Annotated in this window: 15 protein-coding genes and 1 pseudogene; 9 read left to right on the top strand and 7 right to left on the bottom strand. The window is 70.7% G+C overall.

Translation table 11 applies throughout. The features are described from left to right. Positions 1–46: 46 nt before the first annotated feature. The 5 genes from ACH4TV_RS42005 to ACH4TV_RS41985 are packed head-to-tail and all read right to left on the bottom strand — an operon-like array spanning position 47 to position 4,657. On the bottom strand, positions 47–1,192 hold the full coding sequence (locus ACH4TV_RS42005) for a DUF475 domain-containing protein (RefSeq protein WP_398406655.1): 1,146 nt from the start codon (positions 1,190–1,192) through the stop codon (positions 47–49). 2 nt (positions 1,193–1,194) lie between these two features. Beyond that, positions 1,195–1,590 carry a universal stress protein gene (locus ACH4TV_RS42000; protein WP_398406654.1) on the bottom strand — a complete coding sequence of 132 codons (396 nt, stop codon included), beginning with the start codon at positions 1,588–1,590 and terminating at the stop codon, positions 1,195–1,197. Positions 1,591–1,620: 30 nt separating this feature from the next. Further along, the gene (locus ACH4TV_RS41995; RefSeq protein WP_398406653.1) at positions 1,621–3,117 is read right to left on the bottom strand and encodes a tripartite tricarboxylate transporter permease; all 1,497 of its coding nucleotides are present in this window, start codon (positions 3,115–3,117) and stop codon (positions 1,621–1,623) included. Beyond that, positions 3,117–3,650 (bottom strand): tripartite tricarboxylate transporter TctB family protein, encoded by a 534-nt coding sequence (locus tag ACH4TV_RS41990; RefSeq protein WP_398406652.1) that lies wholly within the window; start codon positions 3,648–3,650, stop codon positions 3,117–3,119. Before ACH4TV_RS41990 ends, ACH4TV_RS41995 begins: the two co-directional genes overlap by 1 nt. Next, positions 3,647–4,657, bottom strand: coding sequence for a Bug family tripartite tricarboxylate transporter substrate binding protein (locus ACH4TV_RS41985; protein WP_398406651.1), 1,011 nt, complete (start codon positions 4,655–4,657; stop codon positions 3,647–3,649). The genes ACH4TV_RS41990 and ACH4TV_RS41985 overlap by 4 nt, the downstream gene beginning before the upstream one ends. A 97-nt stretch (positions 4,658–4,754) precedes the next feature. Between ACH4TV_RS41985 and ACH4TV_RS41980 the strand changes: the two genes are divergently transcribed. Next, positions 4,755–6,404: an ATP-binding protein gene (locus ACH4TV_RS41980; protein WP_398406650.1), complete on the top strand. Its 1,650-nt coding sequence runs from the start codon at positions 4,755–4,757 to the stop codon at positions 6,402–6,404. Then, complete coding sequence (locus tag ACH4TV_RS41975) at positions 6,401–7,075, top strand: response regulator (protein WP_398406649.1); 675 nt, start codon at positions 6,401–6,403, stop codon at positions 7,073–7,075. Before ACH4TV_RS41980 ends, ACH4TV_RS41975 begins: the two co-directional genes overlap by 4 nt. A 75-nt stretch (positions 7,076–7,150) precedes the next feature. Here the strand turns inward: ACH4TV_RS41975 and ACH4TV_RS41970 are convergent, their stop codons facing one another. Continuing rightward, positions 7,151–8,344: an MFS transporter gene (locus tag ACH4TV_RS41970; RefSeq protein ID WP_398406739.1), complete on the bottom strand. Its 1,194-nt coding sequence runs from the start codon at positions 8,342–8,344 to the stop codon at positions 7,151–7,153. A 259-nt stretch (positions 8,345–8,603) separates the two neighbouring features. Between ACH4TV_RS41970 and ACH4TV_RS41965 the strand changes: the two genes are divergently transcribed. Next, positions 8,604–9,944 (top strand): MFS transporter, encoded by a 1,341-nt coding sequence (locus ACH4TV_RS41965; RefSeq protein ID WP_398406648.1) that lies wholly within the window; start codon positions 8,604–8,606, stop codon positions 9,942–9,944. A gap of 214 nt (positions 9,945–10,158) precedes the next feature. Next, positions 10,159–11,010, top strand: a complete 852-nt coding sequence (locus ACH4TV_RS41960) for an IclR family transcriptional regulator (protein ID WP_398406647.1) — start codon at positions 10,159–10,161, stop codon at positions 11,008–11,010. A 48-nt stretch (positions 11,011–11,058) separates the two neighbouring features. On the opposite strand, the gene ACH4TV_RS41955 is transcribed toward ACH4TV_RS41960, so the two are convergent. Next, positions 11,059–11,667: a helix-turn-helix domain-containing protein gene (locus ACH4TV_RS41955; protein ID WP_398406646.1), complete on the bottom strand. Its 609-nt coding sequence runs from the start codon at positions 11,665–11,667 to the stop codon at positions 11,059–11,061. A 433-nt stretch (positions 11,668–12,100) separates the two neighbouring features. Between ACH4TV_RS41955 and hutH the strand changes: the two are divergent. The 5 genes and pseudogenes from hutH to ACH4TV_RS41930 form a co-directional block, all read left to right on the top strand. Further along, positions 12,101–13,570, top strand: a pseudogene (hutH, locus tag ACH4TV_RS41950) (histidine ammonia-lyase); the annotation flags it as partial. Positions 13,571–13,721: 151 nt separating this feature from the next. Beyond that, entirely contained in the window at positions 13,722–13,958 is a 237-nt protein-coding gene (locus tag ACH4TV_RS41945) for an acyl carrier protein (protein ID WP_398406738.1), read from the top strand. A gap of 67 nt (positions 13,959–14,025) precedes the next feature. Beyond that, positions 14,026–14,835, top strand: a complete 810-nt coding sequence (locus ACH4TV_RS41940) for an SDR family NAD(P)-dependent oxidoreductase (RefSeq protein ID WP_398406645.1) — start codon at positions 14,026–14,028, stop codon at positions 14,833–14,835. A 129-nt stretch (positions 14,836–14,964) separates the two neighbouring features. Continuing rightward, a complete protein-coding gene (locus tag ACH4TV_RS41935) occupies positions 14,965–15,288 on the top strand; it encodes a hypothetical protein (RefSeq protein WP_398406644.1) in 324 nt (107 codons plus the stop codon). A gap of 142 nt (positions 15,289–15,430) precedes the next feature. Beyond that, positions 15,431–16,963, top strand: coding sequence for a TIGR02677 family protein (locus ACH4TV_RS41930; RefSeq protein ID WP_398406737.1), 1,533 nt, complete (start codon positions 15,431–15,433; stop codon positions 16,961–16,963). Positions 16,964–17,054 lie beyond the last annotated feature (91 nt).

Raw genomic sequence — 17,054 nt, 5'->3', positions numbered from 1 at the left:
TTCGCGACCCCGGGCTGCCAAGGGGCCCTGTCTCATCGCCGCTCTGTCACATTCCCGACGGGACCGCCGTCTCCTCGTCCGAGGTCGGGCCTTTCGCCCCCGCCGTCTCCAGTGCCTTGTTGCGGCGGACGGACGACAGGAAGGAGGCCGCGATCAGGATGACGCCGACCAGGCCGGTGATGATCTCGCTGATCTCGTACTGAATGGTGATCAGCAGGATCGCGGCGAGGGCACCGATCGCGTAGTGGGCGCCGTGCTCCAGGTAGACGTAGTCGTCGAGGGTGCCCTGGCGGACCAGGTAGACCGTGAGTGAGCGGACGTACATGGCGCCGATGCCCAGGCCGAGCGCCATCCAGAAGATGTGGTTGGTGATGGCGAAGGCGCCGATCACCCCGTCGAAGGAGAAGGACGCGTCCAGGACCTCCAGGTAGAGGAAGAGGAAGAACGCCGCCTTGCCCGCGAGGGCGACCACCGACACCGGCCTGCCCTCGGCCCTGGCCGTTTCCTCCGCCTCGTGTTCGTGTTCCTCCTCTTCTTCGAGCTTGTCCTCGAAGTACCCGGAGAGGCCGCCCACGATTAGATAGGTGATCAGACCGGCGACCCCGGCGAGCAGCACCGTGGCGGACTTGTCCGCGTGGCCCGTGCTGACGTGCGCGTGGGTGGCGAAGGTCAGCGCCGAGACCAGCAGCGCGACGAGCGCGACGCAGATCGACAGCATGTCGACCTTGCCGAGCCTGGCCAGCGGGCGTTCCAGCCGGCCGAGCCACTTGATGTCACGGTCCTCGAAGATGAAGTCGAGGAAGATCATCAGCAGGAACATCCCGCCGAACGCCGCGATGGCGGGGTGGGCGTCGGTGACGAGGTCCTCGTACCGGCCGGGGTTGTCGATGGCGAGCTCGACCGCCTCGATGGGCCCGACCTTCGCGCTGATGGCGACGATCACGACCGGGAAGACCAGCCGCATGCCGAACACCGCGATGAGAATGCCGACGGTGAGGAAGAGCTTCTGCCAGAAGGCGTTCATCTTCTTCAGGATTCCGGCGTTGACCACGGCGTTGTCGAAGGACAGCGAGATCTCCAGGATCGACAGGATCAGGACGACCCCGAACGCCTCCCATCCCCACTGCCACGCCGCGAAGACGAGGCCGGCCGCCGTGACGGCGAACGACCAGCCGAAGGTTCTGAACACCATGGCTATACCGCCGCCTTCACCGCGAGAACGGGGCAGTCGCATCCCAGCAGGATCTGTTGCGCCGCCGAGCCTGTGATCAGCTTGCCGACCGCGCTCCGGCGCCGCAGACCGATCACCACGAGGGTCACGTCCAGCTGTTCCGACAGCTCGATGATCTCCTCGGCGGCATCGCCCCCGCCCAGCACCTGGCGGATGTCGAACTCGATGCCCAGCGCGGCGAGATCCTCCCGGACATGAGCCAGATCCGGCTCCTGCGCGAACCGCGGATCCACATAGGCGTCCCCACGGGAGGTGTTCACCACCAGCAGCTTCTCCCCGCGCAGCCGGGCCTCGTCGATCCCTGCCCGCAGCGCGGCCTCACCCTCGGGTGAGGGTACGTATCCGACCAGTACGGTCATTTTCTCTGCACTCCCTCTCAGGCACTTCGCTCACGCAGGGGACGTACGAGGACGTACGACGAACCGCCGCACCAGCGGCCAGACGAGCACCAGCACGATCACCGTGTACACCACGTAGGACACCGGTCCGCCCACCAGGCCCGACAGTTCGCCGCCCGACAACTGCAGGGAGCGCCGGCCCTGGAGTTCGGCGCGCGGGCCGAGGATGACGCCGATGATCAGCGGCAGTACGGGCAGTCCGAACCGCCGCATCGCGAAGCCGAGGAGTCCCAGCAACAGCAGCAGGAACAGGTCCAGGGGCTGTGCGTTGACGGCGTACGCACCCATCGACGCGAAGAACAGGATCCCCGCGTACAGATAGGGGCGCGGAATCTGGAGCAGTTTCGCCCAGGCCGGTGCGAGCGGCAGATTCAGCAGGAGCAGCATCAGGTTGCCGACGAACAGGCTGGCGATCAGCACCCACACCAGGCTCGCCTCCCGCTCGAACAGCAGCGGACCGGGCTGGATGCCGTACGACTGGAACGCGGCCAGCATGACCGCGGCGGTCGCGTTCGTCGGCAGGCCGATGGCCAGCATCGGGACCAGCGTGCCCGCCGCGGAGGCGTTGTTCGCCGCCTCGGGCCCGGCCACGCCCTCGATCGCGCCCTTGCCGAACTCCTCCGGGTGCTTGGTCAGCCGTTTCTCCGTCGCGTACGACAGGAAGGTCGGTATCTCCGCACCCCCGGCCGGCAGCGCACCGAAGGGGAAGCCGAACGCCGTACCCCGCAGCCAGGGCTTCCAGGACCGCTTCCAGTCCTTCTTGCCCATCCACGGCCTGCCGACCGGGATGACCTCGACGGGCTTGCGCCGCAGATGCGCGGCCACCCACAGCGCCTCGCCGACGGCGAAGATACCGACGGCGACCACCACCACGTCGATTCCGTCCGCCAGTTGGGGGACGCCCAGCGTGAGCCGCTGCTGTCCGGACACCGTGTCGATGCCGACCAGGCCGATCGTCAGCCCCAGCAGCAGGGAGATCAGGCCCCGGATGCGGGAGGCGCCCAGCACCGACGTGACCGCGATGAAGGAGAGCAGCATGAGGGCGAAGTAGTCCGGCGCGCCCAGGCTGACCGCGAAGTCCACCACGACCGGAGTGACGAGCACCAGCAGCAGGGTCGCGATCGTGCCCGCCACGAAGGAACCGATCGCGGCGGTGGCCAGGGCCTGCGCCGCCCGGCCGGACTTGGCCATCTTGTTGCCCTCGATGGCCGTCACCACCGAGGACGACTCCCCGGGGGTGTTGAGCAGGATCGAGGTGGTCGACCCGCCGTACATGCCGCCGTAGAAGATGCCGGCGAACATGATGAACGCCTGTACCGGCTCCATGCCGTAGGTGATCGGCAGCAGCAGGGCCACGGTCATCGCCGGGCCGATGCCCGGCAGCACACCCACCGCGGTGCCGACCAGGACGCCGATCAACGCCAGCAGCAGGTTCATCGGGGCGATGACGTCCTCGAAGCCCTGCATGAGGTTGTTCAGGTTGTCCATCACAGGATTCCTTGCAGCACACCGGCCGGGAGGTTCACACCGAGCCCGATCGCGAAGGCGTAGAACGTGGTGAGCGACAGCGTCACCGCGATGAGCAGATTGCGTACGTAGTGGCGGTTGCCGAGGGCGAAGGCCGTTCCCCAGAACAGCAGCGCGCCGCTGATCACCCAGCCGAGCCGCTCGATCAGCACCGCGTTCACCACGAACGCGCCGATCAGCAGCAGCACCGTGCGCCAGTCCGTGCCCTGCGTCAGGTCGACGTCCTCGCCGGCCTCCGGCTCACCGTGGCCGCCCCGGGCCACATCGACGGCGTACGCCACCGCGACCACCAGGAGCAGTACGCCCAGGAGCACGGGCACCGTGCGCGATCCCACCGGGTCGGTGCTGCTGGTGACGTGCGGGATGCCGAGGCCGTCCACGATCACCGCGGTGCCCACCAGGACGAGGAACGCGCACACGCCGTACTGCGCGCGGTCCTTGCCCTGCGGCGGACGGGCGTCCTCGACGCGCCGTTCGTCGATCTGGGAACTCATGCCAGACCGAGCTCGGTCAGCAGGTCCGCGACGGACTTGTCCTGCTCCTTCAGGAAGGTGCCGAACTCGTCACCGGTGATGAACGCGTCGGTCCAGCCGCGCTTGGTCAGCTCGGCCTTCCACTGCTCGGAGTCGTGCATCGTGGTCAGGGAGTCGACCCACGTCTTCTTCTGCGCGTCGGTGATCCCGGGAGGGGCGACGATCCCGCGCCAGTTGGTGAACACCAGGTCGATCCCCGAGTCCACCAACGTGGGAGCGTCCTTCACCGCGTCGATGGGCTTCTCGCTGGTGACCGCGAGCACCCGCACCTGACCGGCCTCTATCTGGTCGAGGAACTCGCCGAACCCGCTGGCGCCGAAGGCGATCTTGTTGCCCAGGATGGCGGGCAGCAGCTCGCCGCCGCCGTCGTACGAGATGTAGTTGACCTTCTTCGGCTCGATGCCGACCGCCTGCGCCAGCTGCATCGGCAGCAGATGGTCCGGGCCGCCCGGCGACGAGCCGCCGCCCACGGCGACCTTCTTGGGATCCTTCTTCCAGGCGGTGACCAGGTCGTCGATCGTCTTGTACGGGGAGTCCTTCGACACGACGATCGCGCCGGCCTCCTCGATGAGCTTGGCGAGCGGCGTGGTGTCGGTCAGCGTCGCCGCCGACTTCGAGGTGTACGAGGAACCGACGACGCCCAGCCCCATCTGCATGGCGAGCTTGCCGTTGCCCTTCTCGTTCACCAGACGCTGCAGGCCCACGGTGCCGCCGGCCCCGGGCAGGTTGTACACCTGGGCGCCGGACGCCACCTTGGAGTCCTGCATCACCTGGGCGACGGTCCGGGCGGTGACGTCGTACCCGCTGCCCGGCGTGTTGGGCACCATGATCCGCAGACCGGTGACGGGCTTGTCGCCCGTGCCTGCGCTGCCCGATTCCTCCTTGTCCGCGGTGGCGCCGCAGGCGCTCACGGCGAGTATCGACACAGTGGCAAGAGCGGAGAGAAATGCGGCTCTGCGAGTTCTCATGGCTCATCTCTTTCGCTTGGGCGAGTCCGGCGCCATGATTGTGCGGCCCCCCGGACAACCCGTCTGCCTTGTGTTGCCATTGAAGGTTGAGTTCATAGTGGTCGTTACGTCACGCCGCCACACACTCGCCGGTGAGCTGCTGGTATTGCAGCTCGCCATCGTGGTGCTGGTGCTCGTCGCGGTCGCCGCGGTGTCGTTGGCGCAGTCGAAGGCGACGTTCGACCGGGTGGAGGGGCGCCGGGTGACGGCCCTCGCCGAGGAGATGGCCGGAAACCCTCTGTTGCGCTCCCAGCTCGTCCGTCCTGCCCCCGGCGAAACCCTCGCGCCGCTGCTCCAGACCACGCTGACCCGGTCGAACGTCACCTCGGTCACGGTCGCCGACGAACACGGTGCGATCGTCGCCTCCACCAACCCCACCCTGGTCGGGACCCGGCTGCCGGTCGACGGGCCCAGCGTCGCGCAGGCGCGCGGCTGGTCGGGAGAGCTGCCGGTGGACGGGGTCCGTGAGCTGGTGGCCCAGGTCCCGGTGCTCGCCGAGCACCTGAAGCACGTCGGCGAACATCTCGGCACGGTCATGATCGGACGGGTCTCACCGACGGTCTGGCAGCGGCTGAGCGGCGCCTCCTCGTATCTGCTCGCCTATCTCGGCATCGCGAGCGTGCTCGGCGTGGCCGGCTCCTGGCTGCTGGCCCGGCGGATCAAGCGCCAGACCCTCGGCCTCGAACCCCGCGAGATCGCGGGCCTCGCCGAACACCGGGAGGCGATGTTGTTCGGCATCGCCGAGGGAGTCATCGCACTCGACCCGCACCTGAGGCTCACCCTGGTGAACGAGGTCGGCCACAAACTGCTCGACCTTCCCGAGGACTGCGTCGGGATGAGCCTGTCCGACCTGGGCATCGAGGGCAGGCTGTACGACGTCCTGGCCGGGACCGGCGGTGAGCACGGCACCGAGCGGCGCGACGAGGTGGTCGTACGGCGGGGCCGGGTGCTGGTGATGAACCGGATGGACGTCACCAAGGACGGCCGTCGGCTGGGCTCGGTGACGACCCTGCGGGACCGCACCGAACTGGCCCAGCTGGAACGCGAGTTGGGCTCGTTCCGCAGCAGCACCGAACTGCTGCGCGCGCAGGCCCACGAGTTCTCCAACCAGCTGCACACCATCTCCGGCCTCATCCAGATCGATGAGCACGACGAGGTCGTACGGTATGTTCGCGCTCTGCGGAAACACCGCGAGTCGCTCGACCTGACCCTCACCAGCCGGGTCGGTGACCGGGCTGTCGCCGCGCTCCTCATGGCGAAGTCGGCGCTCGCGGCGGAGCGCAGGGTCCGGCTGCGGATCTCGGAGCTCACGGCCCTGGACCGGCTGGAGCCGATGGACTCGGCGGACGTGGCGACGGTGCTCGGCAACCTCGTCGACAACGCCCTCGACGCCGCCGCGGCCCCGGACCACGAGAGCGAGGCCTGGGTGGAGGTCGAACTGCGCCAGGACGCGTCGAGTGTGGAGATCGTGGTGCGGGACTCTGGCCCGGGCGTGGCTCCCGAACTCGCGCAGGAGGTGTTCGCCCGCGGCTACACCACCAAGGCCGCGCAGGGCGGCGACCGGGGCATCGGCCTGGCGCTCACCCGGCTGGTCTGCACCCGCAGGGGAGGCGAGGTGTCCGTGGCCAACACCCAGGCCGGCGCCGTGTTCACCGCCCGGATGTCCGTGGGCCAGCTCACCGATCGGGAGACGGAGGAAGTCCGGTGATCGACGTACTCGTGGTCGAGGACGACTTCATGGTGGCGCGGATCCACCGTGGATTCGTCGACGGAGTCGAGGGCTTCCGCGTGGTCGGATCGGCCAACTGCGGGGAGCAGGCGCTCGCCGCCGCCGCCGAGCTGCAGCCCGACCTGGTGCTGCTCGACCTGTATCTGCCCGACATGTTCGGTCTGGATGTCATCCCCCGGCTGCGGACGGCGGCCCAGGACTGCGATGTGCTGGTGATCAGCGCCGCCCGCGAGGCCGAGGCGGTCCGGGGCGCCGTCCGCCAGGGCGTGGTCGACTACCTGCTGAAACCCTTCGACGCCGACGACCTCAGGGACCGGCTGGAACGCTACAGCGCCCGGCGCGGCAACCTGCACGCCGCCACCGTCAGCGGGCAGGCCGATGTGGACCGCGCACTGGGACGGACGGCGACGCCGACGGTGACGGCCACGCTGCCGAAGGGCATGAGCGTGGAGACCGCCGAACTGGTCGAGCGCGCACTGCGCACCGCTGACGGAAGCCTGTCCGCGGCCGAGTGCGCGACGAGGGTCGGCATCTCGCGTGTCAGCGCACGCCGTTACCTGGAGTACCTCAGTGTCACGGGCCAGGCGGTGGTGTCGCTGCGCTATGGGCAGGCCGGCCGCCCCGAGCGCCGCTACCAGTGGCACGTCTGACGGTGTCCTGCCCGGTGGCCGGACGGGGACGGTTCTCGGGGCCGGCTGTCGGCCGCCGTCCGGTCACGTGCGGTGCTAGGTCTGTGGTGCGGATGACCTGGCGTGGTGGGCGGCGACGGCCATGACGACGACTGCGGTCAGGACGAGGCCGGCGCCGACGTAGAGCGGCGCGGTGTAGCCCAGGCCCGCGGTGATGGCCAGGCCTCCGAGCCAGGCGCCGAGCGCGTTGCCGAGGTTGGACGCCGACACGTTGGCGCTGGCGGCCAGTGCCGCTCCGTGGGCGTGGTCGGTGACGCGGGTGATCATGCCGGGCACACTCGCGAACCCGAACACCCCCATCAGGAAGGTCAGCACCACCGACGCCGTGGCGTCGCCGGCCAGCAGACCGAACAGGGCCAGGGTGACGGTGAGTCCGAGCAGGGACAGGACCAGCGCGCGGTCACGGTCGAGGTCGGCCGCGCGCCCGCCGACCATGTTTCCCACGACCAGGCCGACGCCGTACACCATCAGCAGCCAGGCGACGTCCCCGGAGGAGAAGCCGCCGACCTCGGTGAACGTGTAGGCGATGTAGGTGAACGCACCGAACATGCCGCCGTAGCCGAGTGCGGTGGCCGTCAGGGTCAGCCAGACCTGCCAGGACCGGAACGCCCGGAACTGGGCCCGCACACTGGTCGGCGCCGGCGGGTCCCAACGGCCCTCCGCTGTCGTCGACTTGGCCTCGCCCGCGCCGCCGGGGACGAGGGCGGCGATGCCCGCCAGCGCGAGTACGCCGATCGCGGTGACCGCCCAGAAGGCCGCCCGCCAGCCCCAGCGTTCACCGACCAGCGCACCGAACGGCACGCCCAGCACGTTCGCCAGCGTCAGCCCGGCGAACATGACCGCCACCGCACGTGACGTCCGCTCCGGCGCGACCAGACCGCGAGCGACCAGCGAGCCGATTCCGAAGAACGAACCGTGGCACAGCGCCGCGACGATCCGCCCGAGCAGCATCACCGGATAGCTCGCCGCGAGGGCGGACACCAGGTTGCCGACGACGAACAACGCCACCAGGCCGACCAGAACCTGCTTGCGGGGCAGCCGTGCCGTCGCCGCGGTCAGGGCGATCGCGCCGACCGCGACACTCAACGCGTACCCGGAGATCAGCCGGCCCGCCGCCGCCTCGGACACCGCGAAACTCGACGCCACCTGCGGCAGCAGCCCGGCGATCAGGAACTCGGTCAGACCGATACCGAAACCGCCGAGTGCCAGGGCGACGAGCCCGCCCGGCATCCGCCGCCGGTCGATCGCGCGCCTGTGCAGCAGGGTGCCCGTCCTCATGGCTTCACCCTCGGACCCCAGCGGCGGACCCGTCCATGGACAAAGATCGACGGCGCTTGGACGAACGTGGGCGACAGCCGCTGTTGCGTGCCGTTGGACGGCACACCGGGCTCTCCGCCGCCTGCCGGAGCTCTACAGTCCCCGCTCAGTCCCCCCGACCTTGTGTCCTGGATCACCGCGTATTCAGGCCTGATCGGAATCGAGCCGCTCCATGTCCGAGACCACCAGCGACGCCGCACCCGCCGGCGTCACCGCACCCCCTGCGGCGACCGCCGCACAGAAGTCCACCGTGTCGCGGGTCGCCGTCGCGAGCCTCATCGGCACGACCATCGAGTACTACGACTTCGCCGTGTACGGCACGGCCGCCGCCCTCGTCCTGGGGCCGGCCTTCTTCCCCTCCGGCAACGCCACGCTGTCCACGCTGGCCGCGTTCCTCACCTTCGCCGCCGCGTTCCTGGCCCGTCCGGTCGGCGTGGTGCTGTTCGGTGGTATCGGCGACCGGGTCGGCCGCAAGCGGGCCCTCTTCCTCTCCCTGGTGCTGATGGGCCTGTCCACCGTCGGCGTCGGACTGCTGCCCACGTACGAGACCGCCGGCCTCGCCGCCCCCGTGCTCCTGGTCCTGCTGCGGCTGCTCCAGGGCGTGAGCCTGGGCGGCGAGTGGGGCGGAGCCGTGCTGCTGGCGGCGGAGCACGCGCCTCCCGGGCGCCGCGCGCTGTACGCGTCGATCCCGCAGGCCGGCCCGCCGCTCGGCTTCCTGCTGTCCAGCGCCGTGATCCTGCCGACGCTGGCGATCGCGGGCAAGGACGGCTTCGCCGACTGGGCGTGGCGCATCCCGTTCCTGCTGAGCACCGTCCTGGTCGTCGTCGGCCTCTGGGTGCGGTCCCGGGTCACCGAGTCCCCGGTGTTCGACCAGCGCCGCACCGGGGCCGCCGCGGCACCCCGTTTCCCGCTGGGCGCCCTGGTCAAGGAGTATCCCGGCAAGCTGCTGCTCGGCATCGGTGCGGCGATCGGCGGCTCCGCGCTGTACTACCTGACGATCGTCTACAGCCTCTCGTACGGGCCGACGGTCCTCGGGATCCCGCAGCCCACGATGCTGACCGCCACGAGCATCGCCGCAGCGGTCGCTGTGGCCGTCACCGTGCCGCTGGCGACACTGGCCGACCGGGTGGGCAGGCGCCCGGTGATGCTGACGGGTGCGGCGGGCTGCGCGCTGTGGGCCCTGCCCATGTTCGGCTCGATGGAGACCGGCAACGGCGTACTGATCACCGGGGCGTTCACCGTCGGGCTCGTCCTGTTCACGATGATGTTCTCGCCCATGGCCGCGTTCCTGCCGGAGCTGTTCCCGGCCCGGCTGCGGTACACCGGCGCCTCGGCGACCTTCATCCTCGCCGCGACCTTCGGCGGCGGTTTCGCCCCGCTGGTCGCCACCTGGCTGAACTCGTACTGGCGGTCGCCCCTGGTCCTCGGCTGCTACGCCGGTGCTCTGTGCCTGGTCAGCCTGGGTTGTGTGCGGGCCCTGCCCGAGACCCGTGACCAGGATTTCAGCGTCTGACGTCCCTCGTCCGCAGCCCCCGAACCGCCCGTCGTGCCGGTGAGGCACGAGGGGCGGTTCTGCGGTGCCCGGCCGCGTTCGAGGCGTCCGGCGGCACAGAGCGGCGGGCCGACACTGGCGTGGCACGGGCCGTTTACAAGCCCGACATGGTCCCCTATGTTGGACGCGCGTCCACTTAAATGGCCGCCCTCGGTTCTCCCCACGGAGTCTGCCCATGCGCGTCACCGTCATTTCTCCCGAGCATGCCGACGCCCCGAACCCCGCCGGGCCGACCCCCGGGCCCGAGCAGCAGACAGCGGTCGACAAGGCACTGGTCCTCCTGAAGTCGCTCGCCGAGCACGACCGGGACGTCGGCGTCAGCGAGCTGGCCCGGCGCGCCCGTCTCACCAAGTCGACGGCCTTCCGCCTGCTGGGCATCCTGGAACGCAACGAACTCGTCGAGCGGGTCGGCAGCAACTACCGGCTGGGCGCCCAGCTCTTCGACATCGGCAACCGCGTCTACGGGCCGACCCCGCCGCTGCTCCAGGAATGGCTGCTGCCCCACCTCGCCGACCTGTACGAACTGACCCACGAGACAGTCCCTCTGGCCGTCCTGCGCGGCACGGAGATCGTGTACGTCAACAAGATCCACGGCCACCGCGCCGCGCGCTCACCCTCCCGGATCGGCGCCCGGCTGCCCGCGTACTGCACCGCTGTCGGCAAGGCCCTGCTCGCCTTCGACCACGACGCCGCCGAGGCGGCCATCGAGGCGGGGCTGCCCGCCCTCACCGAGTACACCTTCACCGACGCCGACTGCTTCCGGGCCGAGCTGCGCCGCATCCGCCGGGACGGCATCGCCTACGACCGACAGGAGGCCACCCCCGGCCTGATCTGCGTCGCCGTACCGGTCATGGGCCCTCTCGGCCGTCCCGTCGCCGCGCTCTCCGTCGCCGGCGCCGACCGCCGCTTCAACCCCTCGTGCTACGCCGAGGCCCTGCGTCGCGTGGCCCATGAAGCGGCCCGTGCGGTCATCGCGGCCAAGGCACGCGGCGCGGTACCGTCCGGCCGCGGCGCTCTGCCCGCCTGACCCGGTCGGAGCCGCGCCGATCCGCGGCCTCGTCTGCCGGGTCGGCGCTCATGGCCGCCGGTGTGCGTGGGTGTGCGTGACGTTCAGGCCGCCGGTGCCGGGCTGTGCGCGTGGCACGCTCACCACGATGTGCAACAGGCTCTCCCTGTCCAGCGATTCGTATACATGCGGCCGGTCGCCCGGATATCGCACGAAGTCACCGGTCGCCAGCTCCACCGGGGCGTCGGCGGGCCCCACCCGTACCCGTCCCCGGATCACGTAGAGGTGCTCCAGAGTGCCTACCGGGTGTGGATCGGAGGGCTTGTCCATCCCCTGTGAACGGCTGACGCGGACCAGGTAGTTCTCGATGACGCCGGAGCCGTACACATGGTCCAGTGACCGGGACTCGTACCCGTCGTGCCGCTCCCAGACGACGTCGTCGCCCCGCTGCACGGTCATCACCTGTTCCCGCTCGGCCACCAGTCGCGTCACCGGCACGCCGAGCGCGCCCGCGATGGAGAACAGCGTGTCGACCGTGGGGTTTCCCGTGCCCAGCTCCAGCTTGGACAGCGTCTGCTTGGCCAGGCCGGCCTGGCGGGCCAGCTCGGCCAGCGAGAGGCCCCGCTGCTCTCTGAGAAGGTGCACATTGCGCGCCACCACGCTGTTTCCCGACGTCATGGCACACCACTGTAGGCGAGAGGAAAACGGCCCGTACTGCGGAGTAAGGTCCCCTCCCGGGCCCCCGGCGACTCGCTTCGGAGCACGCCCACGCCTCGCGGACCACCGGCGTTGCCCGGTACGGAGAGTGACGAGTCGTCAGATGTGTCCTCCGGTCAACTCCTGTGCTTTTTCCGGAACTTACGGGTCCAAGAGTGCCGTTGGCCGCCCGTGTGCGCCCTCTGGTGTGCCGTCCTGCGGCACGGCGGGGGTGACACGCGATTGCCCAAGGTCATCTCCTGGTAACAGCGCGGTAGCAAGTTCTCGATCGGGCCCGCCGTTGCTGACGTTGTCGGGCGACGCAAAAGCGCCCGTCCCCGTCAGCTGTGTCCCCCCACGTGACCAGTTCGACAGGAAGTGACGCCGTGAACAAACAGCTCGAGAAGGTCTCGCCATGAGTGAGCCGCGCCGAACCGTGACCGTCGGGACCGGCCCCCTCTCCTTCGACGACGTGGCCGCTGTCGCACGGGACGGTGCGACGGTCCGCCTCGGTGACGACGCGCTGTCGGCCCTGGAGAAGGGCCGGGCGATGGTGGAGGAACTCGTCTCCGCGCCGACACCCGTGTACGGGCTCTCCACCGGGTTCGGCGCCCTGTCGACCCAACGCATCGCACCGGAGCAGCGGGCCCAGCTGCAGCGGTCCCTGGTGCGCTCCCACGCCGCCGGCTCCGGGCCGGAGGTCGAGCGGGACGTCGTACGCGGGATGATGCTGCTGCGGCTGTCGACGCTGGCGACCGGGCACACCGGCGTGCGAGCCGGGACCGCGCAACGGCTCGCCCTCATGCTGTCGGCCGGGATCACGCCGGTGGTACGCGAGTTCGGCTCGCTCGGCTGCTCCGGTGACCTGGCGCCGTTGGCTCACTGCGCGCTGGCGCTGATGGGCGAGGGCGAGGTGCGTGACGCGTCCGGTGTTCTCATGCCCGCCGCCCGGGCGCTGACCACCGCCGGGCTCAGTCCGGTCGCGTTACAGGAGAAGGAGGGCGTCGCCCTCCTCAACGGCGTCGAGGGCATGCTGGCCCACCTCGTCCTCGCGGTCACCGATCTGCGGCGGCTGCTCAAGACCCTGGACATCGCCGCCGCCATGTCCGTCGAGGCACAGCTCGGGACCGACCGGGTGTTCGCGCCTGACCTGATGGCGCTTCGGCCGCACCCCGGCCAGGCCACCGCCGCGGCCAACCTGGTCGCGATCCTGGCCGATTCCGGTGTCGTCGCCTCCCACCGCGGGCCGGACTGCAACCGCGTGCAGGACGCCTACTCCCTCCGGTGCACACCCCAGGTCCACGGCGCGGCACGCGACACCGTCGAGTACGCCGCCACGGTCGCCGGCCGCGAACTGGCCGCGGCCGTCGACAGCCCGGCCGTCCTCACCGACGGGCGGGTGGAGTCGAACGGCAACTTCCACGGCGCGCCCGTCGGCTACGTGCTCGACTTCCTCGCCATCGCGACCGCGGACGTCGCCTCGATCAGCGAACGCCGCACCGACCGGTATCTGGACGTCGCCCGCAGCCACGGTCTGCCCGCGTTCCTCGCCGCCGATCCCGGCGTGGACAGCGGATACATGATCGCCCAGTGCACGCAGGCCGCGATCGTCTCCGAACTCAAACGCCTCGCGGCACCCGCGTCGGTCGACTCCATACCGACGAGCGCGATGCTGGAGGACCACGTCTCCATGGGATGGAGCGCGGCCCGCAAACTGCGGCGCGCCGTCGACGGCCTCACGCGTGTCGTCGCCATCGAGATCCTCACCGGCGCCCGCGCTGCGCGGGACCGGCCTGGACGCCACCTTCCCGGACACCGCCCTGCCCACCGCGTTCGCGCTGGCCCTGTTCGACGAAGCGCTGCGCCAGGACGACGCGGTACTGACCCTCGCCCGGTTCGACGCCGCCAGGCTGCGCGCCCGTGGGGCGCCCGCGCTGCTGCGCGGTCTTGCGCCCGCCGGACCGGCCGACTCCGCACCCGTCGTCCCGTTGCGCGACCTGGCTCCGGCCGAGCGGGCCGAACGGCTGCTGGCCGAGGTGCGCGCGGCCGCCGCCGAACTGCTCGGCCACCGCGACGCCGACGCCCTGCCCCCGGAACGGAGCCTGCACGAGGCCGGGCTGGACTCGCTCACCGCGGTGGAACTGCGCAACCGGCTCAGCGCCCTGACCGGGCTGCGGCTGCCCGCCACGCTCGTGCTCGACCACCCCGCGCCGCAGGCCCTGGCCGACCACCTCCAGCGGGCGCTGGCCGCCCCGGTGGAAACGGGCGCCTGATGCGGCGCGGGCCGGCGGAACTCCAGCGGAATCCCAGCAATTCACTCTGACCGTGGTGGAGGTTGTGATGTCTCAAGACACGACGGACCTGGCCGGGCTGCGGGTCCTGGTGACCGGGGCGGCCGGCGGGCTCGGCCGGGCCATCGCCGAGGCCGCGCACGCGGCGGGCGCGCACCTGGTGCTCACGACCAGGGACGCCGACTCGCTGCTCAGGGCCGCCGCCGGTCTCGACCGGGGCCCCGAGGTCGTCATGGCCGCCGCCGACGTCACCAGCGACGCCGAACTGGCCAAGGCCGTCGAGCTGGCCACCGAGCGGCTCGGCGGGATCGACGTACTGGTCAACAACGCCGGCGTGCCCGGACCGGCCGGGCCCGCCTGGGAGAACGACCCGGCCGAGTGGTGGCACGCCATGGAGGTCAACCTGGGGGGCGCGCTGGCAGCCTGCCGGGCGGTGCTGCCCGGCATGATCGAGCGCGGCCGGGGGCGGATCGTCACGATCTCCAGCAACGCGGGGCACACCCGCTGGCCGTACGTCAGCGCGTACTCGGTGTCCAAGGCGGCGGCGAACAAGCTGACGGAGAACATGGCCATCGAGCTGCTGCCGCACGGCATCACCGCTTTCAGCTACCACCCGGGGATCGTGGACGTCGGCCTCGGAGCGACCGCCACCGGGACACAGGACAGCGACAACCCGTGGCAGCGCCGCGTCGAATCCTGGCTCGACACACAGCGCGAGGCCGGTCAGTACACCCCGGTCACCGAGGCGATCGCCAACCTGCTGCGGCTGATCCGGGGCGAGGCCGACGCACTCACCGGACGCTACCTGACCCACGAGGACGACCTATCGGCGCTCGTCGCGGCCACCGGACGCACCTGACGGGGACGGTGCCAAGTGGCGGGCCCTGTACGGAATCGACCCGGCGAAGGCGGGGTGACCACCACGCGGTGAGGAGGGTGATCCGCCGAACCGATAGTGTCATCCCCTGGTCAGGGACAGGGGGTTCTCATGTCGGCCGGCTGGGCGTTGTTGATACCCGTCGCCGCACTCGTGGTGTTCGTGGTCGGTGCGATCGGCGTGCTGAAGCTGCAGAAGATCGCGCGCGGGCCGGACGGACCCGGGCAGGCGGCGGCATCACCCGCTGCCGCCGCGACCGGACTCCAGCAGTCGTCGCAGGAGAGCCGCGAGGAATTTGTGCGCAGGCACTGGCAGCGCCCCGGTGTGGTCGCCAACGGCGTGACTCTCGTCGATCTCTACGACCGCATCCGGGCCCTTGAGGAACGCGTCGCCAGAGCTGAACAACGCTCCGAGCCGCCGGCGCCGCCCGACTGACCAGGATGGGGGTTGTCCCGTACGGCGATCCGCTGTTCCGGGGACTCGCCCCGGAATGTCGGTGGTGCCCCCTACGGTGGAGATTCGGATGCCGCCGAGGCGGTGGGGAGGGGCGACAGGCGTGCGCAGGGTTCCACCGGAGATGTTCCGGTTCACGACGGTGGAGAGGTCCGATCTGTACGGGGCGGTGCTGGACGCCTTCGGCGCGGCCGGAGAGCACCTGGAGACGGCGCTGGGGCTCGACGCGGTGCGCGAGCGGCTGCGCGGGGTGGGCTGGGCGGCGGCGGTCGAGGACGAGGAACTGCACGACGCGCTCAGGAAACTCGTCCAGTGGGAGCTGCTGGACGTGGTGCACAACCACGCGGAGAACTACCGCACCGCCGAGGAATACGAGCGGCGCAACCTTCAGTACTCACTGACCCGCCGGGGCGAGGCCGCTCTCGCCGGAGTGCGGCACGCGCTGGAGGTTCTCGCCTCGACGGGGGCCCTCCAGACGGCCGTACTGGAGGCGATCGCCGACCGGCTCGACGAGCTGGGCCTTCTGTCCGGCGAACCCGCCGCGGCCGATCGCCGGATCTTCAGCACCCTGCGGGAACTGGAGGGGCATCTGGAGGCCCTGGTCGAGAACACCAAGGCCTTCAACGGCGAACTCCAGCGGCTCCTGCGTGCCGAGGGGGCGGATCTGGAGGTGTTCCACGAGGTCAAGGCCGCCACCGTCGCGTATCTCCAGGAGTTCCTGGTCAACCTCGACCGGCGTGGCCAGATGGTCGCCGCCGCGGTGGCCCGGGTGGAGGAGCAGGGGATCGCCCTGCTGCGCGAGCGGGCGCTGCGCGGAGCCGAGCTGCCGCCGGTCGCCGGAGAGGATCCCGCGGCCGGCTGGCTGGAGAGCCGACGGGCGCGCTGGGCGGGCCTGCGGGCGTGGTTCCTTCCGGACGACGGGTCCCGCCCCCGGATCGAGCAACTGCACGACATCGCCCGACGGGCCATCGTCTCGCTCCTGCAGGTCCTGGAGCGGATCAACGAGTCCCGGCGCCGTTCCTCCAGCGCCGTGCAGGACTTCCGGGAGCTGGCCCGCTGGTTCGAGGCGGCCCCCGCGGAAGAGGACCTGCATCGGTTGTGGTCGGCGGCCTTCGGCCTCGGGCCGGCGCGCCACGCCCATCTCGCGCATCCCGACCCGGAGTTGATCCCGTCGTCCCGTTCCTGGTCCGAGGCCCCGCCCGTGGAGGTGTCGGCGCTGCTGCGCACCAGTGGTCGGACGGAGCGCTTCACCCGCACGGCCCGGGTGCGGGATGTCACGGCCGTCAGGGCGGAGCGCGCCGAGCGGGCTCGCGCGCAGCGAGCGGAACTGGCGCGTGCCTGGCGGACGCTGGAGACGGACGGACCCGTACGGCTGTCCTCCTTCGGCGCGTTGGACCTCGCCGTCTTCGACCGGCTGCTGGACCTGCTGGGCCGCGCCCTGTCCGCCCGGCCGGACACGGACGGGCTGCGACGCGCCACGACGGGGGACGGCCGGGTGGAGATCGCGCTGGCTGCGCCTGCCGACGACCGCACCGCCCTGCTGCGCACCGCGAAGGGTTCACTGACCGGACCGGACTACGTCGTCCACATCGCGGCGGCCGGCGGAGCCGACGCGTTCGGGGACTTCCCCGCCGCACAGCGGGAGGCGGCGGGATGAGTTTCCTGAGTCAACCTCTATGCCGGGACAGGTGTGTCTGGCCTACTGTTGATCTTTCCGTTGGCCTGGTGGATGGCAGGGTCGTAACAGG

This window comes from Streptomyces sp. NPDC020898 (genome assembly GCF_044333925.1).
GTDB lineage: Bacteria > Actinomycetota > Actinomycetes > Streptomycetales > Streptomycetaceae > Streptomyces.
Note: the sequence above shows the minus strand (reverse complement) of the source record. Positions and strands in the feature narration are given on the sequence as shown.